A 25,540-nucleotide genomic window follows, 5' to 3' on the forward strand; every position below is an offset into this window, starting at 1 on the left:
TTATAGGGGAGAAGCCTCAACAAACAGCGCATTTTCAGGTGGCCGGTCGGAAAAGTGATGACGCTTCTCGGCCAGCGGGGAGTCTCGACGCTCGCCGGCGCGGGCCTCTGGCGGCCCGGCAGCGCGGCCGGTCGCAGTCCCGGCCCGCTTCCTTTCGGGAGCGGGCCGGCCGAAATCAGCGCGTCAGGCGCTTGTAGGTCGGGCGCTTGGGGTTGGCGGCGTCCGGGCCGAGGCGGCGGATCTTGTCCTGCTCGTAGTCCTGGAAGTTGCCCTCGAACCATTCGACGTGGCTGTCGCCCTCGAAGGCAAGGATGTGCGTCGCCAGCCGGTCGAGGAACATGCGATCATGGCTGATCACCACGGCGCAGCCCGCGTATTCTTCCAGCGCGTCCTCCAGCGCCGTCAGCGTCTCGGTGTCGAGATCATTGGTCGGCTCGTCGAGGAGGATGACGTTCGAGCTCGACTTCAGCATCTTGGCGAGGTGCACGCGGTTGCGCTGGCCGCCCGACAGGGTGCCGACCTTCTGCTGCTGGTCGGTGCCCTTGAAGTTGAAGTTGCCGACGTAGGCGCGTGAGTTCATCTCGAACTTGCCGAGCTTCAGGATGTCGCTGCCGCCCGAGATTTCCTCCCAGACGTTCTTGTCCGGCGACAGGCTGTCGCGGCTCTGGTCGACATAGCCGAGCTTCACCGTGTCGCCGATCGCGATCTTGCCGGAATCCGGCTGCTCCTGGCCGGTGATCATGCGGAACAGCGTGGTCTTGCCGGCGCCGTTCGGGCCGATGATGCCGACGATGCCGCCGGCCGGAAGCCGGAACGACAGGTTCTCGATCAACACCCGGTCGCCGTAGCTCTTGGTAACGTTCTCGATCTCGATGACGCGGTTGCCGAGGCGCTCGCCGGCCGGGATGACGATCTTGCCGTCGGCCGGCTTGCGGTTCTCCGAGGCCTCGACGAGGTCGGAATAGGCCTGGATACGGGCCTTCGACTTGGTCTGCCGGGCCTTCGCGCCTTGCTGGATCCACTCGCGCTCGCGGGTGATGGCGCGCGAACGGGCGTCGTCCTCGCGGCCTTCCTGCAGCATCCGCTTCTGCTTCTTCTCGAGATAGACCGAGTAGTTGCCCTCGTAGGGAACGCCGCGGCCGCGGTCGAGCTCGAGGATCCAGCCGGTGACGTTGTCGAGGAAGTAGCGATCATGCGTCACCATCAGCACGGAGCCGGTGTATTCGCGCAGGTGCTTCTCCAGCCAGGCGATGGTCTCGGCGTCGAGATGGTTGGTCGGCTCGTCGAGCAGCAGGATATCCGGCTTCGACAGCAGCAACTGGCAGAGCGCGACGCGGCGCTTCTCGCCGCCGGAGAGGTCGGTGACGGACGCGTCCTTCGGTGGGCAGCGCAGCGCCTCCATCGCCATCTCGACCTGCGGCTCGAGATCCCAGAGGTTCTGCGCGTCGATCTCGTCCTGCAGACGGGCGCCCTCGTCGGCGGTCTCGTCGGAGTAGTTCATCATCAGTTCGTTGTAGCGGTCGAGGATCGCCTGCTTGTCGGCAACGCCGAGCATGACGTTCTCGAACACCGTCTTGGTCTCGTCGAGCTTCGGCTCCTGCGGCAGATAGCCGACCTTGGCGCCCTCGGCCGCCCAGGCCTCGCCGGTATAGTCGGTGTCGGTGCCGGCCATGATCTTCAGGAGCGTCGACTTGCCCGAGCCGTTGGGGCCGAGAATGCCGATCTTGGCATCGGGGTAGAAGGACAGGTGGATGTCCTCGAGCACCTTCTTGGTGCCGTAGGACTTCTTCAGGCCGGACATGTGATAGATGAACTGGCGTGCCATGACGGGCGCGTCTCCAAATTCGAAGCGTCGGAAATTTGCGCCACACCTAAGCCATGCCGGCCGGATGAGCAAGAAAATCGGTAGGCCCGCAGCAATCACCGCGCCGACATTGCCGTCTCCCCACCGCGCCTATTTGCACCTGTGAACGCCTCCTGCAGGGGCGCCGGCACTCTCCTTCCCGTCATCCAACCGTTACACCGCGTCGCTATGCGACACGTTCGCCGTCACCGATCGCCGAGGTTCCCATGCGCTCCATCATCGCCGCTTGCCTGCTCATCGCCGCCGCTCCGGCCTTCGTCGCCCCGGCCTTCGCCGCCGACGGCACGCTGGTGCTCTACACCAGCCAGCCCAACACCGACGCGCAGCAGACGGCGGATGCCTTCATGGCCGACAACCCCGGCGTCAAGGTCGAGTGGGTGCGCGACGGCACGCCGAAGATCATGGCCAAGCTCCGCGCCGAGATCGAGGCGGGATCGCCGCAGCCGGACCTCCTGCTGATCGCCGACGTCGTCACCATGGAAGGATTGAAGAAGGAAGGCCGGCTAATGGCCTATCCCGGCGCCGACCTCTCCGCCTTCGAAGGCGCGCAGTCGGATCCGGACAAGACCTATTTCTCGACCAAGCTGATCACCACCGGCATCGTCTACAACACCAAGGCGCCGTTCGTTCCCACGAGCTGGGCCGACCTCGAGAAGCCGGAAGCCAAGGGCCTCGTCGCCCTGCCAAGCCCGCTGACCTCGGGCGCCGCGCTGATCCACACCGTCACCCTCACCGAAAACCTTGCCGACGGCTGGGGCTATTACGAGAAGCTCGGCGCCAACGGCGCGCAGGCGGCCGGCGGCAATGGCGACGTGCTGAAGGCGGTCAGCGGCGGCGACAAGCTTTTCGGCATGATCGTCGACTACATGCCGATCCGCGAGAAGGCCAAGGGCGCGCCGGTCGAGTTCGTCTTCCCGAGCGAAGGCGTCTCCGCCGTCACCGAGCCGGTGGCGATCCTCTCGACCGCGAAGAACCCGGAAGCCGCCGAAGCCTTCGTCGACTTCCTGCTGTCGGAAAAGGGCCAGGCGCTCGCGGCCAGCCAAGGCTACATCCCCGCCCGCAGCGGCGTCGCCTTGCCGGCCGGCTATCCCGACCGCTCGGCGATCAAGGTCCTGCCGTTCGATGCCGCGACGGCGGTCGCCAACGAGACCGCCAACAAGGAGAAGTTCTCCGAGGCAATGGCGCAGTAGGTTGGCGCAGTAGGTTCGGCCGCATCCGCATGAGAACGATCCACAGCTGATGACGTTCAGTTCCGCCGGCACGCCGGGACCGAAGCGTATGACGAAGCTTCCAGCCGCGGCGATCCCCGGCGGTGTTCTGGCGCCGCTCTTGGTGGTCGCGCTGATCCTTGCCCTCGGCGCGGTGCCGATGGGCCGGATTGTCTACGCCGCCCTCGCCCCCGCCGGCGCGTTCGACCCAGCGGGCCTCCTCGCACGGCTCGGGAAGGCGTCGGCCCTGCGCGCCGCCTGGCACACACTGGATACCGCGACTTTCGGCGCGGCGATCGCGCTGGTGCTCGGCGCGAGCTTCGCGGTGCTGGTGGCGATGACCGACCTGCCGGGCCGCAAGCCCTTCAGCTTCCTCGTGCTGCTGCCGCTGATGATCGCGCCGCAGGTGACGGCGCTCGCCTTCCTGCACCTCCTCGGCCCCTCCAGTGCCCTTCTCGGCGCGCTCGGCCTGGCACCGCCGCCGGGTACGCCGAACCCGCTGCTGGGGAGAACCGGCATCATCATCCTCTACGGCGTCCAGCACGCGCCGATCGTCTTCGTGACGCTGCGGGCAGGCCTTGCCCGCGTGCCGCGCGACCTGACGGAGGCGGCGCGGATCTCCGGCGCCAGCCCGGTGCGCGTGCTTCTCACCATCGTCCTGCCGGCCGCCCGGCCCTATCTGGCGGCCGCCGCGGCGCTCGCCTTCGTCTCCGGCGTCGGCAATTTCGGGATCCCCGCCCTCCTCGGCCTGCCGGTCAACTATCTGACGCTGGCGACGCTGATCTATCAGAAGCTGTCGAGCTTCGGCCCAAGCGTCCTGCCGGAGGTCGCCGCGCTCTCGGTGGCGATCGGCCTTTTGGCGCTCGCCGGCGTCGGCCTGCAAGGCCTCGCGCTGCGCCAGGCGCGGCACCGCCTCGGCATCGGTACGCCGGCGCGGTTCGCGCTGGGGCGCTGGCGCTGGCCGGTGGCGGCCCTCGCCTGGGGCACGGTCGGCGCCATCCTGATCCTGCCGGCGCTGGCGCTGCTGGCGACCGCCCTGGTGCCGACCGTCGGCGTGCCGCTGACGCCGGACACCGCGACGCTCGGAAATTTCCGCGAGGTGCTGTTCCAGCAGGCGTCGACCCTTCGCGCCTTCCGCAACTCGCTGCTGCTGGCCGGACTTGCCGCGGTGATCCTCGCCGCCCTCGCGATCCCGGTCGTCATCATCACCGCCCGCTTCGGCCCGCGCGCCCGCCGGCTGCTGCTCGGCTCGCTGGAACTCGCCTACGCCGTGCCCGGCATCGTCCTCGCCATCGCCTGCATCCTCCTGTTCCTGCGCCCGCTGCCGCTGGTCGGCAGCCTCTACGGAACGGCGGCGATCATCCTCGTCGCCTATCTCATGCGGTTCGCGACGCTCGCGCTGCAGCCGGTGACCGCCTCGATCGGTCAGATCTCCGGCGATCTGTCCGAAGCCGCCGCCGTCGCCGGTGCCGGGCCGCTCCGCCGGGCTTTGACGATCACCGCGCCGCTCGCCCTCCCCGCCGCCGTCGCCGGCGCGCTCCTCGTCTTCATGAGCGCCTTCAACGAGCTGACGGTCTCGGCTCTGCTCTGGTCCGGCGGCAACGAGACGCTCGGCGTCGTCCTGTTCAGCCTTGAGGAAGCAGGTCTCGCGACCCATGCCGCGGCGATCGCGGTCCTCACCGTCGGCGCCGTGGTAGTGCTGCTGGCCGTGCTCGACCGTCTGGCAAAGCGCCTGCCGGCGGGGGTGCTGCCGTGGCGGTGATGCGAGGGGCGAAGGGTTAGGCGGTCTGCATCAACGATTGAAAAGTAGTGAGCCAAAACGTCCCGCTGATGGGCTCGCGCCCAAATTAGGTATGAAGCGAAATGCTCGGCAAGGCTCCTCCCATCATACCGGAACTCGACGTCGCCGACCTCGGCATCGCCTTGAGCTTCTACCTTCAGATACTTGGATTCGAATGTCTGGTCGACCGCCCCGAAGAGCGCTTTGCCTACCTGACGCGTGGTCCCGTCCACTTGATGCTTCAACAGGCGGATGGCCCTGGGCGCAGGTTTCGAACCGCGCCTTTGGAGTATCCCTTCGGACGTGGGATCAATCTCCAGATCGAAATTCCCGACGTCGATTTCCTGCACGATCAAATCATACGTGCCGGAAGCAGCGTCTATCTCCCATTGGAAGAACGTTGGTATCGACAGGGGAACGAGGAAGCTGGCAACCGGCAATTTGTCGTCGCCGATCCTGACGGCTACCTCCTTCGCTTCTTCAGCGATCTAGGGCGACGGCAAGCCGTTGTTGAATGTGCTTGAATTGAACATTTCTTGGCTTGCTTATCGCTTAAAAAATACTGCTCGCAGGGGCGAGCGCACCCTGGATTTAGCGCCGTGCGCGGGCACCCCCCTCATAACTTTTGCTTGCTAGAGTCTTCTTTTGAAAATCTTGAGATTGACCGCCCGGCAACCCAGACATCGTGAAGCAGCAGATTTTCCGGATCGATCCAGACCATTTCGGCTCGGCTTCCGGCACAGATGATACCGTGGGTTCCCGAAGCCCCCAGAAAAGCCGCGGGATAGAGTGAGCACGTTCGCAAGGCTTCCTCTAGATCGAAGCCTACTGTGCGCACGAGAAAACGAAGGGCACTCATCATGTTCAAGTCGGAGCCCGCGAGCGTTCCGTCGGACAAAGTGAGAAGACCATCACGCCGCGTCGCGGTACGTCCGTTCAGTTCGAAGGTGTCTTCGGGACTGCCGACGGTTGGCATGGCATCGGTCACGGCGATCAGCTTGCCTGTCCCGTCCTTCGAACGGTGTGCGGTATTGATCAACGCCGGGTGGACATGGTGGCCATCCGGTATGATGCCGCACCAGATGTCGCGGCGGAAAAGAGCGGCCCCGACGACGCCCGGATCGCGAGGACCGATCTGGCTCATTGCGTTGAAGAGATGCGTGGCGCCCCGAGCCCCCGCTTCAAACAGGGCGTCGGCGGCTTCGAAGGAAGCATTGCTGTGCCCGATCGACACGATGATGCCCGCCTCGACGAGGGCCGCGACCTGAGCTACGTCAACGCTCTCCGGTGCGACGGTTAGAAGAAAGGGTCTTACGGTCGATCCGCAGATCAGCCGAAGATCGTCGCCTTCCATCCGGCGGATGAGAGCCGGATCATGCGCGCCTTTGCGAGCGGGCGCGATGAACGGGCCTTCGACATGGATGCCGAGACATCCCGGCACGCTGGCAGCCAGTGCCTGCTCGGCAGCGCGAATGGCGGCCCATGTGACCTCGGGGCGATCGGTGATTACCGTCGGTAGAAGTGCGGTAGATCCGAAATGGGAATGCGCGGCGCAGATGCGGCGTATTCCGTCGACTGTCGGATCGTCGTTGAACAGTCTTCCCCCGCCACCATTGACCTGAATGTCGACAAATCCCGGAGCGAGCAGACCGCCGTCCAGCACGATCGTTTCCAGTCCGTTGGGCAGGTCACCAACCGGACGGACGTCCGCCACGAGCGCGTCCTCGACGATCACCGCCATCCCGGACCGACGCAGCGTGCCATCGAAGACGTCGGCCCCTGTCAAGGCGAAGCGAGCCATCAGGTCGTCTCCGTCACCTTCAGCAGTCCGCGCGGGCGATCCGGATCATGGCCCCGGGCAATGGAAACGGATTCGACGAAGCGGTAGAATGACACCAGCATCGACAGAGGTTCCGTCAGCGGATGGCCTGTCGCGGTGTGCGGCAGTTCGATCCCGTGTCCGGTTCTGCCCACACTGAAAAGCACCGCGCCCGACTCGACCAACCTGCTGCAGATGGCGGAGAGGCCCGGGAGAGCGGCGTCCGCCGGCGCGAAGGCCAGCACCGGAAACCCCTTCTCGACGAGCGAGACCGGCCCATGCAGGACCTCGGCGCCGGAATAGGCTTCGGCATGCAGGACCGAAGTCTCCTTCAACTTCAGGGCAGCCTCGGATGCCACCGCGAACGACGGACCGCGGCCGAGGGTAAAAAGCGAGGTGGCCCCTTCGCAGGTGGCCAGAGCCGACGACCAGTCGTGTTCGAGCGCACCACGCGCATGTTCGGGAAAGGCCGCGAGTGCCTGCCGGAGTTCCCGGTCTTCCGTCCAGCCAGCAAGGACGGACAGGGCAGCCAGCACCGAGCAGACGAAGCTCTTCGTCGCCGCGACGCTGAGTTCCGGCCCGGCCGACAAGGTGATCGGCCACTGCGCGGCCGCCAGCAACGGCGATCCCTCGACATTCCCGACGGCTATCGTTTCCGCCCCGCCGGCCCGCGCAGCGGTCAGCAAGGCGACGATGTCAGGGCTTTGCCCGGACTGCGAGATGGCCAAAGTCGCCTGACCGGCCAACCGCAGGCTCGTGCCGTAGACCGAAACGACAGAAGGTCCGATCGAGGCGACCGGAAGCCCCGTGGTGAGTTCCGTCGCGTACTTGAAGTAGGTCGCGACGTGATCGGACGACCCTCGGGCAACCGTCGTCACGACCTTCGGATCCAACTGGCGCAATCGGGCTCCGACGGACGCCGCCGCATCAAAGGAAGCGTCGAGAAAGCGCGCCGCGGCTTCGGGAATTTCGTCGATTTCCCGGCGCATTTGGCTGTCGGACCGCATCGCATACCTCGTGTCGGTGGAAAAGGATGCCGCGCGCGGGGCGGCGAAAAAAGCGAGAGGGCTGGTCAGAGCAGCCTGGTACCCGTGCCCGGCTCGAAGAGCATCGCCTTGCCGGCATCGAGCGAAAGACCCAGCCGACCACCCTCCGTCACCTCTCCGGCTGGGCGCCGGACGATCACCGGCTGGCCGCCGATCTTCAGCGTGACGATATCCTCAGGTCCCGTCGGTTCGACGAGATCGACCTCGGCGACGACCGACGCCTCCGACACGGGGACGATCCGCCAATTTTCGGGTCGAACGGCGAGAAGGAGTTCGTCGGAGTTGGCGGACCCTGCTTTACCCTTACCCGAGAGCCCGATTTCGCCGGGCGGGCCGGCGTCGCCGCCGTCGATGACGAAGCGCTGCGACGACCCGCTCAAGACGATCCGTCCGCGGAGCAGCGACATCGCGGGCGAGCCTATGAATTTCGCGACGAAGAGATTGATCGGATCGTGATAGATTTCGGAGGGCGTTCCGACCTGCTGAACGACGCCCCGGCTCATGATGACGATCTTCGTCGCCAGCGTCATGGCCTCGATCTGGTCGTGCGTGACATAGAGCATCGTCCGGCGGATCGTCTGGTGCAGACGTTTGATCTCGGTGCGCAGGTCGGTCCGAAGCGCGGCGTCGAGATTGGAGAGCGGTTCGTCGAAGAGGAACAGCTTCGGGTCGCGTACAAGGGCTCTGCCGATCGCAACCCGCTGCCGCTGCCCGCCAGATAGCTCGCGCGGACGGCGCGCCAGCAGCGGCTCGATCTGCAGCAGTTTGGCGACGTCCTCGACCTGACGTCCCGCTTCGGCCTTGCCCAGTCCCCGCATCTTCAGCGGGAAGGCGATGTTCTCCGCGACGGTCATCGTCGGGTAGAGGGCGTAGGACTGGAACACCATGGAAACGTCGCGCTCGCGGGCCGGGAGCGTCGACACGTCGCGCCCGCCGATCACGATGCTGCCCGTATCGATCGGGTGCAGGCCCGCCACGGCATGCAGGAGGGTCGACTTTCCGCAGCCGGACGGTCCCAGGAGGACGACGAACGCGCCCTCCTCTACCTCGATGGAGATATCGTCGAGGACACGGATCGCCCCATAGGACTTTGATACCGACCTGATCGAGAGCTGTGCCATGTCCGTTATCCCTTCACGCTGCCGAGTGTCATGCCGCGGACGATCTGACCCTGGACCATGAGGCCGAGCACGATCATCGGAAGCATGATGAGACTGGCCGCCGCCGTCAGCGCCCCCCATTGAATGCCCTGAAAGGTCAGGAAGGACGTGATGCTGACCGGAAGCGTCTGCGTGTTCCTGCCCGTCAGCACCAAGGCGACAAAGAACTCGTTCCAGGTGAAGAGGACGCAGAGGATCATCGTGGCAACGATGCCGCCCTTGGCCGCCGGAAGGAAAATCCGGGCAAATACCTGGAACTCGCGTGCCCCGTCGACACGCGCCGCATCGCGCAGCTCGCGGGGGATATCGCCGAAGAAGGTGATCAGCAGGGAGATCGCGAAGGGAATGTTGATGAAGGCGTAGACGACGATCAGCAGCCAGTGCTGGTTCAAAGCGCCGATCCGCGTCGCCAAGAAATAGACCGGAATGACGAAGAGCAGCGCCGGCGCGATGCGAAGGGAGAGGATGAACTTCTCCTGCGAGCGGCGATAAGGCGCCTCCTGGGCCGCCAAGCCGTAGGCTGCGACCGCACCGATCGCGACGGCGATCGCACTGGAGAGGATGGAGACGATGAAGCTGTTGGCGAACGCGCTGAGGAAGGTGCGGTTCGCCAGGACCTTCCGGTAGTTGTCGAGCGTGGGCTCGAAGAACCAGACGGGCGGGATCGCAAAGGCGTCGCGGGTCGTCTTGAACGACGTCACCACCACCCAATAGAGCGGAAAGAGCACCGCGAGCATCAAGGCAATGAGCGCGGTGTAGAACAGGATGCGCCGTATCATCACCGGTCTCCCGACTTGGGAAACAGGACGCCGTACATGGCCAGTAGCGCGACGTTTGTGAAGACCGTCAGGAGAATCGCGATCGTGAGGGCGTAGGAGATGTCGAAGTTGGTAAAGGCCGCGACATAGCCGTAGAAATTCAACGTCTCGGTCGACAGGGCCGGACCGCCGCGCGTCATGATGTAGAAGAGGTCGAAGGCCTTGATGCTGTCGATGGCGCGGATCAGCGCGACCACCGCGAGTGCCCGCCGGAGCATCGGCAGCAGCACGTACCAGGTCACCTGCCACTCTCGGGCCCCGTCGATGCGGGCGGCATCCATCGGATCGGTCGGCGCCGATTCCAGTGCCGCCATCACGAGCAGGATGACGAAGGGCGTCCACTGCCAGACGTCGGCGATCAGCACCGAAAAGAACGCAACCTGCGTACTGCCGAGCCAGTCGACCTGCGGCAATCCGAGAAGTGTCATCAGGTAGTTCGCCATGCCGGACGCCGGATCGAAGATGAAGCGCCATGTCAGCCCCACCACCACCGGTGTCATGATGATAGGCACGAGCAGCAGCGTGCGCACCAGACGCTTCAGCACGAAACTACGGTCGAGGAAGAGAACGATCGCCAGGCCGAGGCCAACTTCGATGGCGGTGGCGAGACAGGTGAAGGCTATCGTGCGCCAGAGCGCGGCCATCGCCCGGGGATCTGAAAAGAAACGAATGTAGTTGTCGGTGCCGACGAAGACGTCGCGACCGGCGCGCATCAGCGAAAGGTCGCGAAACGACAGCCAAACGACATAGGCCGTCAGGATTACCGAGGTCGCGCCAAGGGCGGCGACGATCGGTCGGTGGAACAGGCGGGTCGGGTCGGCAAGCGATGTCACGGTTTCGGCTCCGGTGGGAGGGTGGAGCCCTGCGGCGGGCGATGCTCGCCGCAGGGTGACAAGAAGCCTAGCGTGCCAAGGCCGCGTTGTTGGCCGTGTCCGCCTCCTTCAGCGCCTCTTCCGCGCTCGCGGCGCCGGCGAGAGCCTTCGAGACCGCAATACCGGTATTGTTGATGACCTCGTTCGCCTTCTCGATGGTGGGAAGGTACTGCGGGTTTCCGGCCTCGATCGCCGCAAGCATGGCGTCCTTGAAGGCGCCGTACCGGGAGACGAAGCTTTTGCCGTTGAGGGCGGCCAGCGACGTCACGCCCGAATTCGGATCGCTGTCCATCGACTTCAACTGCTGCTCCTTGGCCGTCGCCCAGGCGACGAAAAGGGCCGACGCTTCCTGGTTCTGCGAGTCCGCCGAGACATACAGGCTGTGTACGGCAAGCGATGACGAGCCACCCTTTGGCGACGAGGATTTCATCGGCACCGGGACGTAGCCAACCTTGCCGACGACCGACGAGACCGCGGGATCCTCGTTGTAGGCGCCGTTCACCGTGGCATCGAGCGTCATCGCCGCCTTCCCCTGCTGGAAGAGAAGACGATTCTCCTCCCAGCCGAAATTGGCGACGCCAACCGGACCATAGTCCTTCAAAATCTTGGCAAAGGATTCGAGCGAGGCGATGCCCTCGGGCGTCGCCAGGGCGGACTTGCCCGCGGCGTCGAGGAAGGAGCCGCCGAAGCCCCAGAGGTATGCGGCCCAGACATAGACGCCTTCGATCCCCTGCCGGCCCCGCATCGTGATGCCCGCCACCTGCTTGTCGGATTTTTCCGAGACCGTTCTGGCTGCAGTCTCGATGTCGTCGAAACTCTTCGGCTCCGGCAGGCCGTACTGCTCGAAGAGATCCTTGCGGTACATCAGGAACGTGCTCTCACCGTAAACTGGCAGACCGTATGTCTTCCCGTCGAGGACGTTCGTGTTGAAATATCCGGGGACGAAGTCGGCCTTGTCGTAGTATTGCGCGTGTTTAGCGAGGCCCTCGTCCAGCGGCACGATAAAGCCGGACGAGACGAAGCCCGGTACGTAGATGATGTTGTTCTCGACGATGTCGTAGCGCCCGGACTTGGACGAAAACTCCAAGAGAATCTTTGCGGTAATGTCCTGCTCCGGCACAACTTCCAGCGCGACGTCGATGCCGGTCGCTGCGGTGAAGTCGGGGAGCATCTTCTGGATGGCGTCCGTGGTCGGATGGCCCTCCATCAGCACGGAGAGCTGAACGCCGTCAAAAGGCTTTTCCTGCGCCGCGGACGGCGTTGCGAACGTTGCTGCAATTCCGGCCAATGCCGTGGCCGCGAGAAGGCTGCGTCTGCTGATCATGGTCACGCTCCGGAATAAGGCGGCATCGCCGCGGTTGAAGGTCATGCGAGCCGGACGACGTCTCCCGTCTCGGCCGATCGGATCATCGCCAAGGTCAACTCGAGCGAGGATATCGCCTCCTGCCCGCTGGCGATCGGAGACGAGCCCCCGTCCAGCCAGTCGAGCACCCCCTCGAGCTCCCGCTTGAGGTCGCCTTCGACCCGGCCGCCAATGGTCGGCCAATGCTGCGTATCGATCTCGCGGGAGGATTTAGCGTCGGCGAAATAAAGGCCGCTGTCGCCGCACTGGATCTCGAAGGATCCTTCCGTGCCGATCAGCTCCAGCCGTGCATCGATCATGTGCCGGGCACCCGAAGGCAGCGACCAGGCGCTTTCGAAATTGACGACTGTACCCCCGGAGAACCGCACGATGGCGGCAATGCTGTCCTGCGTGCCCGAGGCACCGAGCAGGAGATCGGACTGCTGCGCATAGACCGAGACCGGTACCTGTCCCTCGAGCATCCAGAGCACGAGGTCGACATCGTGGACCGTTACGTGAAGCGCCAGCGGCAGCTTGCCTCCGTAGCGTTTCGGCCCTTCGGTGCGGGCGCTGTTGCGGCGGGCGTAGAGGTAGGTCGGCGTACCCGTCTGCCCAGATTCGATCATTTCCTTGGCATGGCTGTAGCGCGGGTCGAACCGCAGGAGATAGCCGACACCCAGCTTCGTTCCTGCAGCCTCGCATGCTGCGACGATGGCGCGGGCATCCTCGATGGTGGAGGCGATCGGCTTCTCGATGAACAGGTTGACCCCCTTCTGTGCCGCAGCTAGCGCCGGCGCGCGGTGAAGGTTGTCTGGCGTGCAGATGCTGACGAGGTCGAGCTTCTCGCGTGCCAGGAGTTCCTCGTGGCTGGCATAGACCGCACAGCCGCCGAGATCGGCTGCCAGCCTTTCGGCGAGACCGGTGTTGGGATCAACGATGGCTGCGAGCTCGCATCCTTTCAGCCTGGCGAAGATCGAAGCGTGCATCGAGCCCATGAAGCCGGCGCCGATCACGGCAATGCGGGGATTGGCGGTCATCGGAAGCTCCTCTGGTCGATTTCTGGGGATGCGGTCTCGGCCATTGCCCGAAGGAAGCGCCGGGTGATCGCATCGGGCCGCGTAATGGCGCTGCCGACCACGACGAAGGTGGCGCCGAGATCCAGGCATCGGCGTGCATCGTCGGCTGTCCACACACGCCCCTCTGCGACGAAGGGGACGCCGGCCTTCGCCAGCTCGGACATCATCTCGAAATCGGGTCCTTCGAGCTGCCGGGAATAAGGGGTGTAGCCGGACATGGTCGTGCTGACGATGTCGGCACCAGCCCCGATGGCCGCCTCGCCCTCCCTCGCCGTGCTGACATCGGCCATGGAAAGCCGTCCGGCCCGCCCCACCGCCGCAGCCAGTGTCGCGACCCCGTCGGGTCGTGGCCGGTCGGTCCCGTCGAAGGCCACGATGTCGGCGCCGGAAGCGATAACCGCCTCGACGTCAGCCAAGGTCGCGGTGATGTAGACGTCGCTTCCGGGCACGGCCTTCTTGATGAGGCCGATCACAGGACGGTCGGTAATCGGACGAACTGCCTGAAGATTTGCCGCGCCTTCGATGCGAAGGCCGGCGGCGCCGCCAAGCAGAACAGACTTCGCCAAGGCCTCGATATGCAAGGGATGGTCGAGTGGCAGGCCGCTTTCGGCCTGACAAGACACCACCACGGAGCCGGCGAGGAGAGAAATGATGGAGGAGGTCACGTCGGCCTTCGATCTTAAAGCGGCCATGGGCCGCGCACAAATCAAGACTAGACGTGGAGAAATAATCTGTCAATTATTTTTGGGCGAAGAAATAATCCTTCATCGCTGCAGTGAGGCAAAGTCCGCGACCCCGAGCAGTCCGGCGTCCGGACCCGCCGACGCCGTGACCAGACCGCATCGAAACTTCGCCGGCAGCGCTTCCATCGCCAAGCGAACCCGCTCGATGAAGCCGACCGCCAAGCCGACGCCACCACCAATCGTCACGGTGTCGACGTCCATGATGGCCTTCAGGTTTCCGAGGGAAAGCGCGAGGTGTCGCGCACTGTCGCCGATGAGCCGTTCGGCCTGCGGGACACCGGCGGCAGCCATCGCGAAAACGTCCTGGGACGACACCGGCCGCCCAAAAAGGGCCGAGCCCATCCGGGCAATCGCGCTCCCCGAGGCGACCGCCTCGAGGCACCCACGCCGACCGCAGCCGCAGGAGGGACCGGATGGATCGGTGACGGCATGACCCAAATGGCCTGCAAGACCCTGCCCGCCGACCAGGAGCGTGCCGTCGGCGACGATTCCCGCCCCGACACCGGTGGAGATGGTGACGAAGGCGAAATTCCGGGATCCTCGACCGGAGCCGAGACGGTACTCGCCCCAGGCGGCGGCTTGCGCGTCGTTGATCACGAGGGGCCGCCTGCCGATCGCGTTCTCGATGGCGAGCGAAAGGGGAAACCGGTCTTCGATCGGCAGGGTTTGCGGATTGAGTGCCGTCAGGCATCCGTCGAGCACGATGCCGGTGGTGGCCACGGCGACACGCGGGGTGCCCGGGAGTCCACTCGCCGCCTGGGCAATCGCCAGGACGAGATCGTCGCCCCTCCCCGTTCGCGGTGTTGCAAACTGGCGCCGATCTCTCAGGATACCCCGTTCGACAATCCCGAGCGAAACCTTCGTGCCGCCGATGTCGACTGCGAGCACAGAGCCCTCAGAAACTTCGGTCACTCACCACCTCCGCCGTTTGCGCGGCCATCTCGAGACAAGCCGGGTCCTGGCGTCCCATCTCCCCGACCAACGCGTCGACGATCAACAGCTGGCTGATCTTTGAGGGGAAGGCACCTCCGGTCAGCGGGGTTTCGGGCCAGGAAGCAATCAGCGTGATGTCGCAGGCGGCCACGAGCGGGCTCTTCGCGCGGTTGCTGATGCCGATCACGAAACTGCCGCGCGATTTCGCAAGCGCCGCCACGCGCACGGCATCTATCGTCGATCCCGAGCTTGAGATGACGACAAGGGCCGAGCCAGGACGGGCGGTCCCTGCCGCCATCGCTGCAAGATGGGCGTCGCTAAAGGCGCGGGACGTCTGCCCGATCCGGGTCAGTTTGTAGGCGAGGTACTCTGCTGTGACGAAGGAGGCAGCGACGCCGAAGCAATCCACCATACCGGATGCCAGCAGGCGTCGGGCCACCGTTTCGACGTCCTTCCGGACGATCAGTTGCTCGGTTTCGCGAAGCGCGATGACGGCCGTCTCCACGAGCCGCTGGATCTCGTCGGTCGGCAACCCCGACCCCGCACCGCGCTCGTCCGTGGCCAATTCCTTCGCCAGCGAAAGCTTGAAGTCCTGGAAACCGGTAAAACCCAGATCCCTGCAAAACCGCATGACGCTCGCTTCGGAGGAGCCGGAAACCTCCGCCAGCTCGGTCACGCTTTGATAGATCGTCGCGTCCGGCTGCGCGAGAACTGTCTCGGCGACTTTGGCAAGAGCCGGCGTCATGTCGCTGGCAAGCGAACGAAGGTTCGCGATGAGGTTCTGTTTCAAGGCCGTCCTGTCTCCCTGCACCATCTTCGCGGTGCTCATACGTGTTCCGCGAGCCAGGGGGGAGGTCCGCAGAAGAGGAGATCGCCCCGACGGACGGCTTCGGTATCGCCTTCAACTAGTCCCTGCCGGGAAAGGCGCGAGATACTGCGGAACCCTGTGAAGGCGGTCGCGAACGTCGATCGGTCGAGGCGGAGCGTCGGCAGGCCACCCACCACCCCGGCCCGGACCGTTGGCACACCCGCGGCGACATCGAGAACGAAGTCCGACACCTGCCCGTCTGGATCGGCGATCGACAGGCCAAGCGACGCGTCCGCTTTTGGATAGCCCCGCGCGGCGAGCGCCTTTGCCGGAGCGACGATCCGCGCCAGCCACTCCTCTTGGTGGAAGAGCCGCCAGCCCTTGTCTGGCATGGCAGAGACGAGTTCGTCGTGCGGCCCGCCATGCCAACGGACAACCGGAAAGACGCTCCGGAAGCGCCCCAGAAACGCAAGGACACCTTGGGCCGCCATGGCGGTCGGCGCAAACCAGTCACGAACGACAAGGCAGGTCTCGTCCGAGGTGTCGACGACGACGTAGGCCGCGAGTTTGCCGTCACCAACGCCATAGGCCGCAAGTCCATGCCGTGGACCGCGGAGGAGCTCCCGCCACAATCCGTCTGAACGGTCGAGGAGACCGGCCTCGACCAGGGTTTTGGCATCATAGGCTTCACGGATGCGGTGATCGTCCAAGGCGATCCGACCGAAGTGAAGGTCGGTCCTCAGCGGCAGAGCGGATGTCTGCGCCTCATACACCATCTCGCTGCCCGCAAGTTCAAATCCCGCCTTCCGATAAACGGGGCGCGCCGAGGCGAAGAGGGTGACCATCGCGGCGCCCCGCGACACGGCCTTGGAGCAGAGGCTATCGACGAGCGGGATCGCAAGGCCTCGCCCCCGGGCCTCGGGCGCGACGGCGACATGTGCGATCGCGGCCGAAGGGATCCAGGCGCTACCAAAACGCTGCCGGGTCTCGAGCAGCGCCGCGCATGCCGCCAGCTTCGAACCCTCACGAACAACGAAGACTGACGGCAAACCGACGTTCGCCAGGTACTCTGATGCACGACCACGGGTGAAGCCGAAGGCCAGGGCAAGCAGCTCCCCAAGCTGATCCATGTCCCGCATGTCCGCAGCTTCCAGCATTCAGCCCTCCAAAACTTTATTTCACCGCTGAAGAATTATTGGAGTTTCACTCCACCTCTTTTTTGCCTGCGGGTCAACGTGTCTCCTGGCGTCCACGTTCGAGACGCACTGCGCGACGCCATAAGGTCGGAAACGCTTTTTAATTATTTCGGCCGGAAACGGACTGTCCTGGTGCGGGACGCTGTCGCAGATGAACCGCCTTCCGGCTCCGACCCAACGATGCCGTAGGCGCAAAGTCCAACACTGACCGTCAACGGACATTCCGACGCTAGTGCGGCCGTAGGCACTTGCTGCCGACATTCCCGGCATATCCCGCCCGTCATGTGCCTTCAGTTCGAGGATCGTGCCGCTTCGATGGCCTCCTTGATCGCCGCGTTGTCGGCAGCGGAGACCGTCGATGCGTCTGGCGTTCTCGCCGCATCCTCCAGGCACAGCGTCGCGACCATCGGATAGTGGTCCGATCCGGTATAGCCGAGGCGATCGAACGACAGGAAGGAGAAGGCGTCCTGCGCGAGGATGTGGTCCAGCGGCCAGCGCATCCAGATGCTCTCGGCGTCGAAGCTGGCGATGAAACCGCGTCCGACCCGCGGGTCCTCGACCCCGGCGACCCGCTTGGCGAGGCGGACGATTGGCGACCAGGGCACGGCGTTGAAGTCGCCGGCCATCACCACGGGTTCGTTGGACGCGGCCGCCCTCTTCGCCATCGCGGCGATGCTGCCATCCCGCAAGGTCGTAGGCTGGGGCTCGGACAGCGGCGGACGGGGATGGAGGCCGAGGAACCGGACGGGCGTGCCATCCCGAAGGGTGACGAGCGTCTCCAACGTCGGTGTCGCCTCGCCGAACAGGTAGAGCATGTCCGGGTCCCGCAACGGCAGCCGCGACAGGACCTGCATCCCGTAATAGTGCGCGGCACGAGGCTGGCTCGACGCATGGTAGGGATAGCCGTCGTAGAGCCCGGCGATCTGCTCGTCCCACCAAGCATCGGTCTCGAGAAGCAGGACGACGTCGGCGTCCGCCGTGCGCACGGCCTCCAGCACCGCTTCACTGTTTCTGTTGCCGGCCTGCACGTTGGCGGACAGCACGCGCAGGGTCCGCTCCGGAGAACAGGTCACCGCCGATCGTGCTTCGACCGCCATGAGCGATGTGAACGGCAGGAGTTGGAGGCCCTGGAACACCGCTGCGGCCAATGCCCCGAGCGCGACGAGCCTTCCAAATCTTCCGCGTAAACCGCCGACGGATACCCACAGCGCGAGCAGGACCACCGTTGCCATCAGGAACTGAAGCCGGGGAAACTCGGCGTAGCGTATCCACCAACGGTCCGACCGGATCTCCGGCAGGAACGCTGCGATCACCAGGAGCACGAGAAGCCCTGCGATCACGAACCGCCCAAGCCGGGCGAAGAGGGATGGCTTCGATCGCGTCATGCGGCGTGTCTTTCAGAACGGAAACGTCGGCGGCTGCATGGCAGCATCGTATTACGCAAGATTAACTGTGCATCCTTCGATGCTTTTCGTAGTGAAGCCGCTCAAGCACGACAAGGCTCACCCGTTCTATTGTCCTACATGAACCATCTCATATCCGCCCTGCCCCGGCCGGATCGCGAACTTCTGGAAACTCGACTGGAGTTTGTTGAGCTTCGCCCTCGTCAAGTGCTGCATCTCCGCTCGCTTCCGTTCGAGAACGCGTACTTCCTCGAGTCCGGCCTCGTTTCCGTCGTCGCCGAACTGGAGGGCAACGAGTCGGTGGAGGTCTGGTTCATCGGTCGCGAGGGCATGGTCGGCGTTCCCGCCGTGCTCGGGACGACGACGTCCCCGTTCAAGCGCGTCGTCCACGTTGGTGGAAGTGCGCACCGCATCCGGGTCGACGCCCTGAGAGCGACGATGGCGCAGTCTCCGGCCCTGACCGCGCTTCTCCACCGCTACGCCTACGCGGTCATGACCGAGGTCGCGCAGGTAAGCCTCTGCTCGCGCCTGCATTCGATCCCGATGCGGTTGTCGAGATGGCTCCTGACGGCGCGGCACAGCCTGGGCACGGCACTCCTGCCGCTGACGCACGCGATGTTGTCGCGGCTCATGGGTGTCCGGCGCGCCAGCGTCTCAACCGCCCTCGGGACGCTCGAGCGCATGGGGCTCGTCGCCGTGGACAGGGGATCCGTCACGATCCTCGATCAGGACGGCCTCGTCCGGCAGAGCTGCAAATGCCACCGGGTCATCCTGTCGGCCTACCAACGGGTCCTGTGCGGCGAAAACGGCACTTGACGGAACAGGCTTGTGCCCAAGCTGGGCGGCCGGGCGATCCTCGCCCGGCCGCCCAGCGGCCTTGTCAGTCGTCGAGATCGAACAGGTCGTCGTCCATCGGCTTCAGGACGGCGACGTCGTTCTTGGCGTAGGGCAAGTCGTAGGTCGTCAGGGTCGGGTTCCAGGACGTGCTGTATCCCGTGAACGGCACGGCGTAGAGGCCGTTGGTGCCCATGCCGTAGCCCGGGCGCACGACGACGGCCGAGACCTTCCCGTCCTTCAGGACGACGTCGTCGACCGAGCCGTAGTTGGCAAAGCCGTTGCCGTCCTTCAGGCGCACTGTGTCGCCGATGAGGTCCGTGACCCGCCAAGCAGCCGGACCTGTCTGCACGACGCCTGCCCCATCACCCGACACCTCGCCGACATTGACCGCGGCGGACAGGGAGGTCACGACGTCGTCCTTGAAGAAGGAGTAGTCGCCGATCGTGTCCTCGGTGATGGGCAGCGTGATGCGCTTGGTGGCCGGGTCGATCTTGACCAGGTTCCAGGGAATGTTGGTGTGGGTGTCGCCGATGTCCCAGAGGCCGCCGACCTCGGCCACGAGAGAGAGGACGCGACCGTCTGATCCGACGATGATGTTCTCGACCTCGCCGAGGTCCTCACCGCCGGCACCGTAGACGTCCATGCCGATCATCGTCTCAGCGCTCATGGCGTTGTCGCGGGTGATGTCGGGATGCCAGTCCGGCAGGGCGACCACGGCGACCGTCGTTACGCTGGGGACCGCGGTCTGCGCCGCCAGAGCCAGGGGTGCCGCGGATGCGAGGGCTGCCAGTGAGGTGGCGGCCAAGATGGCCGAGCGTCGAAAATGCATGGTGTTGTCCTGTCCTCGTTTGCGAAACAAACGAACGCTTGGATCCGTGCAGCCCGCTCGGGGCTATCAGCGTCGGCGTTCGTCTTCCGAGATAGAAAGACAGGGAGGAAACCAACGTTCCTGGGCTGAAGAGGCAGTTGGTACGCCGTCGTACAGAGAGCAGTCGACGGTCTCTTCGCCTGGGTTTGCCAGACCTTTCCGGTCGGACAGCAAGGTCGGCGGTCAGAACGTGCGGCCACCTACGCGGGCCCGCGATAACGTGGCGACGCTGTCCTTCATGGCGACGGCGACCGCCACCGTCTTCGTCGTCCGCCATGTCCTGGAAGCTTGACCGATGGCCCGAACTCTCGCCGGCCTCATCTTCGAAATCGGCCTCGTCGTCTCGCAGATGGCCGTTCCCGCCAAGGTCCTTGGATTTCTCGATGTCTTCGGCAACTGGGACCCGAGGCTCGCCTTCGTTATGGGCGGCGCGATTCTCGTCTCGCTCGTTGGCGTCGCTTCCTTCGGCGCAGCGACGGCGGTGAGCTACGCCCTCTCCGGGCTCGTCGACTGGACCCTCGCCGCCTTCTTCGTCACGGGCGGACTTCCCGGCGGCAGCGCCGAAGCGCTGTGGAACAGCATCCAGCGGATCCTTGCCCTACCCGGAGAGACACGCGTCTTTACCGGGCATGACTACCAGCCGGGCGGACGCGAGCCACGATGGGAATCGACGGTGGACGAACAGCGGCGCATGAACGTCCATCTCGTGAAGGCTCCGACGAAGGAAGCCTTCGTGGCGCTTCGGGAGGCACGCGACCACGACCTCGCCATGCGAACCTTATCCTGCACGCGCTCCAGGTGAACATCCGCGGCGGCCGCCTGCCGGAACCCGGGGACGACGGCCGACGCTATCTCGAGATCCCGCTCGAAGCCCTTGAAGGCGCGGCGTGGTGAACACCGACAACCGAAGGAGATTACCATGACCATTCGAAGCGCCAAGGACCTCGTCTTGCAGGCCACCGCCGGCGTCAAGACGATCGCGCCCGGCGACGCTGCCAAGCTCATCGGAATGCCCAGTACGGTCTTCGTCGACGTGCGCGAGGCGAACGAACTGGACAAGACCGGAACCCTGGAGGGCGCCGTCCATGTGCCGCGCGGCCTTCTCGAGTTCCAGGCCGATCCCTCCAGCCCCAGTCACAAGGCCGATCTCGATCCGGCCAAGCGCCTCGTCCTCTTCTGCGCCTCGGGCGGACGGTCGGCCCTAGCCGCCGCCACGCTTCAATCCATGGGCTTCACCGACGTCGTCTCGGTCGAGGGTGGATTTTCCGCGCTGAAGGAGGCTGGCGCGCCGACAACCCGCTGAACGGAGCGCACGGACGCGTCCACGAGGGCCATCATTACCAGAACCGTTTCGTTTCATGGAGACATCGATCGAGCGAACCGCCGTCCAGATCGTCCTCGCGGGGCGATAGGACTTACCGCCGGCATCCTGGACGGGGGCTGACCAACGACTTTTGAAGCAGGCAGCTCGCAGGAAACGAAAGCCAAACAGGCCTTACTGCCAGACGCAGTAGTCGAAAACCCAGAGCTTGAGCTTTCACCTGCGCAGGACCTTGTCTGCGTGGACGGGCGTACCCTTCGTCCCGCTCATGTCGGCCGACTGGATCCGCATGCCGGAGAAGTCGGCCCCTGCCACGTTGGCTCCCGTGAACTTCGCCCCCTGCGCCTCCACGCTGCTCATGTCCGCTCCCTCGAAGGAGGCGTCGGTGAAGTCGGCGAACTTCGCCTGTGTGCGAGACATGTTCGCCGCCTTCAGGTTCGCGCCCCGCAGCTTCGCGGAGTTCAGGATTCCCCGCATCATGCCCATCGACTGGTTCTTCATGTCGGCCGATAGGTCGGCCCCCTCCATGTTCGCCTTCACCATCGATGCCCGTGAGAAGTCCGCCGTCAAACGTCCGCCCGACAGGTCGGCATCGTCGAAATCGGCATCCATCATCTGTGCCTGGAAGAGGCTGGCCTTCTTCAAGCTCGCGTTGGTGAAGTCCGCCTTGAGCGCCCAAGCTTGGTCCAGGATGGCCCCATCGAGCTTCGCGCCGACAAACTTCGTGCCGTTCAAGTACGCGGACCTCAACGTCGCGCCGCTGAAGTCGAGACCGGACAGGTCGAGCCCGTTGAGGGATTTCAAGGTGAAGTCGGCGGGAGCTAAGGGGGTTGCCCGTGCTAGCACTTCTTCGACATCTGCCCGGGTCATGGTGGCCTGCGTCATCTTTGCGGACTTCATGTCCAGTCCGGCAATCTGGGCCATTCCCGCGCTCGGTCCATGACAGAGGATGGTGACGGCGAGCGTTGCGACAACGGTCAGCCTGGATCGGTCTTGCATGTTCTCTCCCGGGAAGTCGTTGCTTCCATCGTGCAGGCCGTCGGCTCATCCGCGGACTGTCGTTTCGTCGATGTCGAACTGCGGGGACGCGCAACCGTTGCATGAAGCTTGTCTGTGGCACCCGTTCGCTCGGTCAATAAGCGGTGGTGAGCTCGGTCAGCCAAGTCGGCGAGCTGTCCCCGAAAAAGGCCTCAGCATCCTTGTCGAACGCAGTCACGGTGAGAAGCCCGATTACCAGGAAGATACCCCCGAGCATCGCTTTACCCCTTGAGACGGTTGCGATGATGCGGTCCCGCCATTTCCCCATGGTTTCGCGCGAGAGCAGCCCAAGGAGTAGCAACGGGAGCTACGCCAGCCAAGACATGGGGCAGAGATCAGTACGGCAGCGCGGCACGGATGACGAACGCGCAGAACCCCAAGGCCGAAATGCCGAGGCACCACAGCGCGACGAACCAAGCGATCTGACGAACCCAGATCGGAATGCCGACGTGTTGCTTCGATGGCGGGGGTGGAACTGTCCGGGTCAATGGTAGCCCTCGCCTTCAGCTACCTTGCCGCGGAAAACCCAGTAGGCGTAGGCGGTGTAGACGAGGATCAACGGGATCAGCACAGACGCCCCAACCAGCAGGAACTTCTGGCTCGACTCAGGTGCCGCTGCCTCCCAGATCGTCACGCCCGGCGGGATGATGTTGGGGTAGAAGTTGATGCCGAGCCCCACGAAGGCGAGAAGGAACAGGGCAAGCGACGACAGGAACGGTCGATAGTGCCGCTCTTCGGCTAGGCTCCTGAACAGGCTGTAAGCGGCAAAGACCAGCAGGATCGGGACCGGGGCCACGAAGAGGATCTCGGGAAAGCCGAACCAGCGGCTGTAGAAGCTCGGGTCGAGGAACGGCATCCAAAGGCTGACGCCGCCGATGAGGACGAGGGTGCCGATGGCGGTGATGAAGGCGTAACGCGCGGCGATGCGGTGTAGCTCGCCCTCCGTCTTCATCATCAGCCAGGTCGCGCCGAGCAGCGAGTAGCCCACGACGACGGCGACACCTGTCGCAAGCGAGAACGGCGTCAGCCAGTCGAACCAGCCGCCGGCATAGGCCCGGCCCTCGATCTCGATTCCCTGGACCAGCGTTCCGAGCGCGATGCCCTGCGATAATGCGGCGACCAGCGAGCCGACGAAGAAGGAGATGTCCCAGAGGAACCGCGCGCGGGTCGCCCGGAAGCGGAACTCGAAGGCGACGCCCCGGAAGATAAGGCCGAGCAGCATGGCGATGATCGGCGCGTAGAGGGCCGGCATGATGATGGCGTAGGCCAGCGGGAACACGGCGAACAGCCCGCCGCCACCAAGGATGAGCCAGGTCTCGTTGCCGTCCCAGATCGGCGCGACGGTGTTCATCGCCGTGTCGCGGTTCTCGTGCCGGCCGAGGAACGGGAAGAGTATTCCCGTGCCGAGGTCGAACCCGTCGAGGACGACATAGGCGAGCACGGCAAAGGCGATGATGAAGGCCCAGACGACGGTGAGGTCCATGCCGCTCTCCTATTCCGCCTGTCCGGCAAGACGGTGCGTCGGATCCATCGCCATCGCCGCGGGCGTCAGGCCGGCGGTCCGCGTCGGCTCGTCGCGCGACGGCTCTTCCTCGCCGGGATGCGGATCCTTGTTCATCAAGCGCAGGATGTAGAAGGTCCCCGCGCCGAACAGCAGGAAGTAGACGACGACGAAGGCAACGAGCGACGTGCCGACCGCCGCGGCCGCGATCGGCGAATGGCTGTCTGCGGTTCGCAAGAGTCCGTAGACGGTGAAGGGCTGCCGCCCGACCTCGGTCGTGATCCAGCCGCAGAGGACGGCGACGAAGCCGGCGGGCCCCATCGCGACGGCCGCCCGTTGCAGCCACCGGGCCTCGGTGAGGGAAGACCGCCAGCGGACGAAGAGCGACCAGAGGCCGATGCCGAGCATGGCGAACCCAATGCCCACCATGATCCTGAAGGTCCAGAACACGATGTCGACGTTCGGCCAGTCGGCGCGGGGGAAGGCGTTGAGTCCCTTAACCTCGCCGTCCAGAGAGTGCGTCAAAATCAACGACGAGAGGTATGGGATCTGGACAGCGTAGTCGACGCGGCCCTCCTCCATGTTGGGTATGCCGAACAGCGTCAGGGGCATCGGACCGTCGGTGTTGGTCTCGAAGTGCCCCTCCATGGCGGCGACCTTGGCGGGCTGGTGCTCGAGCGTGTTGATACCGTGGAAGTCGCCGGCGACGATCTGGATCGGGGCGACGACCGTCGCCATCCAGAGCGCCATCGAGAACATGACCCTCGCACTCGCGTTGCGCTTGTCGCGCAACAGGTGGAAGGCGCCGACGCCGCCGACGATGAACGCGGTCGTGAGGTAGGCCGCCAGCACCATGTGGACGAGACGGTAGGGGAACGACGGGTTGAAGACGATCGCCCACCAGTCGAGGGGGATGAACTGGCCGACCTCGTTGATCCCGTAGCCGGCGGGCGTCTGCATCCACGAGTTCACCGACAGGATCCAGAAGGCCGAGAAGAAGGTGCCGAGCGCGACGATCGCCGTCGCCATGAAGTGCAGTCCCTTGCCGACGCGCTTCTGGCCGAACAGCATCACGCCGAGGAAGCCCGCCTCGAGGAAGAACGCCGACAGCACCTCGTAGGCCATCAGCGGACCCAGCACCGGACCCGTCTTGTCGGAGAAGACCGACCAGTTGGTTCCGAACTGGTAGCTCATGACCACACCGGAGACGACGCCCATCCCGAAGACGATGGCGAAGATCTTGAGCCAGTAGTTGAAGATGTCGTGGTAGACCGACTTCCCCGTCGCCAGCCACAGCCCCTCCAGAACCGCGAGGTAGGACGCGAGCCCGATCGAGAAGGCCGGGAAGATGATGTGGAACGAGATGGTGAAGCCGAACTGAATTCTCGCCAGGAGGACCGGGTCGACTGCTTCGAACATATGCGTCACCTGAAGTTCCAGACTATGGCGGCGAATGTAGGCCCACGTCGTAGGAGATGCACTAGGGCAGAACGCCCAAGGTCCCGTCGACATTCCAAGGATGATCGAGCTGCTGAAACTCTCTCAGATCCCGAAGCGGTTGCCCGATACATCGACGGCCTCATGCAGTTGGTGCCCGGCTGCGGGAGGCGACAGCCGAAAGAAGCTCGCTCCACTTAATCGTTTTTGGAGCTATGCGAATCCATGTTCCGCAGCGTCGGACTCCGCGGTAAACAGGAGTGAAGCGGCATTGGCGTCAGGCCTAACTGCATTGAGGGCTACGGGCACCGCGTCCGCCTTAGGGACCGACCTGCGCTTTCGCGGTGTTTGGCGATTATGCTCCTTGCGCTACCGAAGTTCGCTAGTTCAAAATCGGTAAAATCGGTAAAATCGGCAATGTCGGCAATGTCGGCAATGTCGGCAATGTCGGCAATGTCGGCAATGTCGGC

22 protein-coding genes and 1 pseudogene are annotated in these 25,540 nt (G+C 64.6%); 6 read left to right on the forward strand and 17 right to left on the reverse strand.

Annotation, left to right across the window (positions count from 1 at the left end):
* Positions 1-175: 175 nt before the first annotated feature.
* The gene (gene ettA, locus ACZL02_RS10720) at positions 176-1,825 is read right to left on the reverse strand and encodes an energy-dependent translational throttle protein EttA (protein ID WP_472937047.1); all 1,650 of its coding nucleotides are present in this window, start codon (positions 1,823-1,825) and stop codon (positions 176-178) included.
* Positions 1,826-2,070: 245 nt separating this feature from the next.
* Here ettA and ACZL02_RS10725 point away from each other — a divergent pair, with 245 nt between their 5' ends.
* The 3 genes from ACZL02_RS10725 (at position 2,071) to ACZL02_RS10735 (ending at position 5,376) form a co-directional block, all read left to right on the forward strand.
* Positions 2,071-3,054, forward strand: a complete 984-nt coding sequence (locus ACZL02_RS10725; protein ID WP_472937046.1) for an ABC transporter substrate-binding protein — start codon at positions 2,071-2,073, stop codon at positions 3,052-3,054.
* 88 nt (positions 3,055-3,142) lie between these two features.
* A complete protein-coding gene (locus ACZL02_RS10730) occupies positions 3,143-4,834 on the forward strand; it encodes an ABC transporter permease (RefSeq protein WP_472937045.1) in 1,692 nt (563 codons plus the stop codon).
* A gap of 101 nt (positions 4,835-4,935) precedes the next feature.
* The gene (locus tag ACZL02_RS10735) at positions 4,936-5,376 is read left to right on the forward strand and encodes a bleomycin resistance protein (RefSeq protein WP_472937044.1); all 441 of its coding nucleotides are present in this window, start codon (positions 4,936-4,938) and stop codon (positions 5,374-5,376) included.
* Positions 5,377-5,468: 92 nt separating this feature from the next.
* Here ACZL02_RS10735 and nagA read toward each other — a convergent pair whose 3' ends face one another.
* The 12 genes from nagA to ACZL02_RS10795 all read right to left on the reverse strand — a co-directional run bounded on the left by nagA (position 5,469) and on the right by ACZL02_RS10795 (position 18,050).
* Entirely contained in the window at positions 5,469-6,653 is a 1,185-nt protein-coding gene (gene nagA, locus ACZL02_RS10740) for an N-acetylglucosamine-6-phosphate deacetylase (RefSeq protein ID WP_472937043.1), read from the reverse strand.
* Positions 6,653-7,678, reverse strand: a complete 1,026-nt coding sequence (locus ACZL02_RS10745; protein ID WP_472937042.1) for an SIS domain-containing protein — start codon at positions 7,676-7,678, stop codon at positions 6,653-6,655. The genes nagA and ACZL02_RS10745 overlap by 1 nt, the downstream gene beginning before the upstream one ends.
* 65 nt (positions 7,679-7,743) lie before the next feature.
* Positions 7,744-8,838, reverse strand: coding sequence for an ABC transporter ATP-binding protein (locus ACZL02_RS10750; protein WP_472937041.1), 1,095 nt, complete (start codon positions 8,836-8,838; stop codon positions 7,744-7,746).
* Positions 8,839-8,843: 5 nt separating this feature from the next.
* Entirely contained in the window at positions 8,844-9,656 is an 813-nt protein-coding gene (locus ACZL02_RS10755; protein ID WP_472937040.1) for a carbohydrate ABC transporter permease, read from the reverse strand.
* Positions 9,656-10,528, reverse strand: a complete 873-nt coding sequence (locus ACZL02_RS10760) for a carbohydrate ABC transporter permease (RefSeq protein WP_472937039.1) — start codon at positions 10,526-10,528, stop codon at positions 9,656-9,658. The genes ACZL02_RS10755 and ACZL02_RS10760 overlap by 1 nt, the downstream gene beginning before the upstream one ends.
* 67 nt (positions 10,529-10,595) lie before the next feature.
* A complete protein-coding gene (locus ACZL02_RS10765) occupies positions 10,596-11,891 on the reverse strand; it encodes an ABC transporter substrate-binding protein (protein ID WP_472937038.1) in 1,296 nt (431 codons plus the stop codon).
* A gap of 41 nt (positions 11,892-11,932) precedes the next feature.
* Entirely contained in the window at positions 11,933-12,946 is a 1,014-nt protein-coding gene (locus ACZL02_RS10770) for a Gfo/Idh/MocA family protein (RefSeq protein ID WP_472937037.1), read from the reverse strand.
* Positions 12,943-13,650 carry an N-acetylmannosamine-6-phosphate 2-epimerase gene (locus ACZL02_RS10775; RefSeq protein WP_472937036.1) on the reverse strand — a complete coding sequence of 236 codons (708 nt, stop codon included), beginning with the start codon at positions 13,648-13,650 and terminating at the stop codon, positions 12,943-12,945. Before ACZL02_RS10775 ends, ACZL02_RS10770 begins: the two co-directional genes overlap by 4 nt.
* A 99-nt stretch (positions 13,651-13,749) precedes the next feature.
* Positions 13,750-14,640, reverse strand: coding sequence for an N-acetylmannosamine kinase (locus ACZL02_RS10780; RefSeq protein WP_472937035.1), 891 nt, complete (start codon positions 14,638-14,640; stop codon positions 13,750-13,752).
* Positions 14,624-15,490: a MurR/RpiR family transcriptional regulator gene (locus tag ACZL02_RS10785; RefSeq protein ID WP_472937034.1), complete on the reverse strand. Its 867-nt coding sequence runs from the start codon at positions 15,488-15,490 to the stop codon at positions 14,624-14,626. Before ACZL02_RS10785 ends, ACZL02_RS10780 begins: the two co-directional genes overlap by 17 nt.
* Positions 15,487-16,626, reverse strand: a complete 1,140-nt coding sequence (locus ACZL02_RS10790; RefSeq protein WP_472937033.1) for a GNAT family N-acetyltransferase — start codon at positions 16,624-16,626, stop codon at positions 15,487-15,489. The genes ACZL02_RS10785 and ACZL02_RS10790 overlap by 4 nt, the downstream gene beginning before the upstream one ends.
* A gap of 329 nt (positions 16,627-16,955) precedes the next feature.
* A complete protein-coding gene (locus tag ACZL02_RS10795) occupies positions 16,956-18,050 on the reverse strand; it encodes an endonuclease/exonuclease/phosphatase family protein (protein ID WP_472937032.1) in 1,095 nt (364 codons plus the stop codon).
* 138 nt (positions 18,051-18,188) lie between these two features.
* Here ACZL02_RS10795 and ACZL02_RS10800 point away from each other — a divergent pair, with 138 nt between their 5' ends.
* A complete protein-coding gene (locus tag ACZL02_RS10800; RefSeq protein ID WP_472938103.1) occupies positions 18,189-18,884 on the forward strand; it encodes a Crp/Fnr family transcriptional regulator in 696 nt (231 codons plus the stop codon).
* 64 nt (positions 18,885-18,948) lie between these two features.
* Here the strand turns inward: ACZL02_RS10800 and ACZL02_RS10805 are convergent, their stop codons facing one another.
* Entirely contained in the window at positions 18,949-19,734 is a 786-nt protein-coding gene (locus tag ACZL02_RS10805) for a PRC-barrel domain-containing protein (protein ID WP_472937031.1), read from the reverse strand.
* A gap of 334 nt (positions 19,735-20,068) precedes the next feature.
* Here ACZL02_RS10805 and ACZL02_RS10810 point away from each other — a divergent pair.
* Positions 20,069-20,667 (forward strand): annotated as a pseudogene (locus ACZL02_RS10810) (DUF6691 family protein).
* 25 nt (positions 20,668-20,692) lie between these two features.
* A complete protein-coding gene (locus tag ACZL02_RS10815; RefSeq protein WP_472937030.1) occupies positions 20,693-21,076 on the forward strand; it encodes a rhodanese-like domain-containing protein in 384 nt (127 codons plus the stop codon).
* Positions 21,077-21,310: 234 nt separating this feature from the next.
* Here the strand turns inward: ACZL02_RS10815 and ACZL02_RS10820 are convergent, their stop codons facing one another.
* From ACZL02_RS10820 to ACZL02_RS10830, 3 genes are all read right to left on the reverse strand, one after another.
* Complete coding sequence (locus tag ACZL02_RS10820; RefSeq protein WP_472937029.1) at positions 21,311-22,093, reverse strand: pentapeptide repeat-containing protein; 783 nt, start codon at positions 22,091-22,093, stop codon at positions 21,311-21,313.
* Between the two features lie 523 nt (positions 22,094-22,616).
* Positions 22,617-23,615, reverse strand: coding sequence for a cytochrome d ubiquinol oxidase subunit II (gene cydB, locus ACZL02_RS10825; RefSeq protein ID WP_472937028.1), 999 nt, complete (start codon positions 23,613-23,615; stop codon positions 22,617-22,619).
* A gap of 9 nt (positions 23,616-23,624) precedes the next feature.
* Entirely contained in the window at positions 23,625-25,052 is a 1,428-nt protein-coding gene (locus ACZL02_RS10830) for a cytochrome ubiquinol oxidase subunit I (RefSeq protein WP_472937027.1), read from the reverse strand.
* Positions 25,053-25,540: the final 488 nt, after the last annotated feature.

The organism is Mesocryomonas fontinalis (assembly GCF_055730125.2).

Coding starts and splice junctions, on each gene's coding strand:
- ACZL02_RS10770 (WP_472937037.1), bottom strand. CDS start 12,946: ATGACCGCCAATCCCCGCATTGCCGTGATCGGCGCCGGCTTCATGGGC.
- cydB (WP_472937028.1), bottom strand. CDS start 23,615: ATGGACCTCACCGTCGTCTGGGCCTTCATCATCGCCTTTGCCGTGCTC.
- ACZL02_RS10785 (WP_472937034.1), bottom strand. CDS start 15,490: ATGAGCACCGCGAAGATGGTGCAGGGAGACAGGACGGCCTTGAAACAG.
- ACZL02_RS10800 (WP_472938103.1), top strand. CDS start 18,189: ATGAACCATCTCATATCCGCCCTGCCCCGGCCGGATCGCGAACTTCTG.
- ACZL02_RS10750 (WP_472937041.1), bottom strand. CDS start 8,838: ATGGCACAGCTCTCGATCAGGTCGGTATCAAAGTCCTATGGGGCGATC.
- ACZL02_RS10815 (WP_472937030.1), top strand. CDS start 20,693: ATGACCATTCGAAGCGCCAAGGACCTCGTCTTGCAGGCCACCGCCGGC.
- ACZL02_RS10725 (WP_472937046.1), top strand. CDS start 2,071: ATGCGCTCCATCATCGCCGCTTGCCTGCTCATCGCCGCCGCTCCGGCC.
- ACZL02_RS10755 (WP_472937040.1), bottom strand. CDS start 9,656: ATGATACGGCGCATCCTGTTCTACACCGCGCTCATTGCCTTGATGCTC.
- ACZL02_RS10730 (WP_472937045.1), top strand. CDS start 3,143: ATGACGAAGCTTCCAGCCGCGGCGATCCCCGGCGGTGTTCTGGCGCCG.
- ACZL02_RS10830 (WP_472937027.1), bottom strand. CDS start 25,052: ATGTTCGAAGCAGTCGACCCGGTCCTCCTGGCGAGAATTCAGTTCGGC.
- ACZL02_RS10765 (WP_472937038.1), bottom strand. CDS start 11,891: ATGATCAGCAGACGCAGCCTTCTCGCGGCCACGGCATTGGCCGGAATT.
- ettA (WP_472937047.1), bottom strand. CDS start 1,825: ATGGCACGCCAGTTCATCTATCACATGTCCGGCCTGAAGAAGTCCTAC.
- ACZL02_RS10820 (WP_472937029.1), bottom strand. CDS start 22,093: ATGCAAGACCGATCCAGGCTGACCGTTGTCGCAACGCTCGCCGTCACC.
- ACZL02_RS10795 (WP_472937032.1), bottom strand. CDS start 18,050: ATGACGCGATCGAAGCCATCCCTCTTCGCCCGGCTTGGGCGGTTCGTG.
- ACZL02_RS10805 (WP_472937031.1), bottom strand. CDS start 19,734: ATGCATTTTCGACGCTCGGCCATCTTGGCCGCCACCTCACTGGCAGCC.
- ACZL02_RS10735 (WP_472937044.1), top strand. CDS start 4,936: ATGCTCGGCAAGGCTCCTCCCATCATACCGGAACTCGACGTCGCCGAC.
- nagA (WP_472937043.1), bottom strand. CDS start 6,653: ATGGCTCGCTTCGCCTTGACAGGGGCCGACGTCTTCGATGGCACGCTG.
- ACZL02_RS10745 (WP_472937042.1), bottom strand. CDS start 7,678: ATGCGGTCCGACAGCCAAATGCGCCGGGAAATCGACGAAATTCCCGAA.
- ACZL02_RS10790 (WP_472937033.1), bottom strand. CDS start 16,626: ATGCTGGAAGCTGCGGACATGCGGGACATGGATCAGCTTGGGGAGCTG.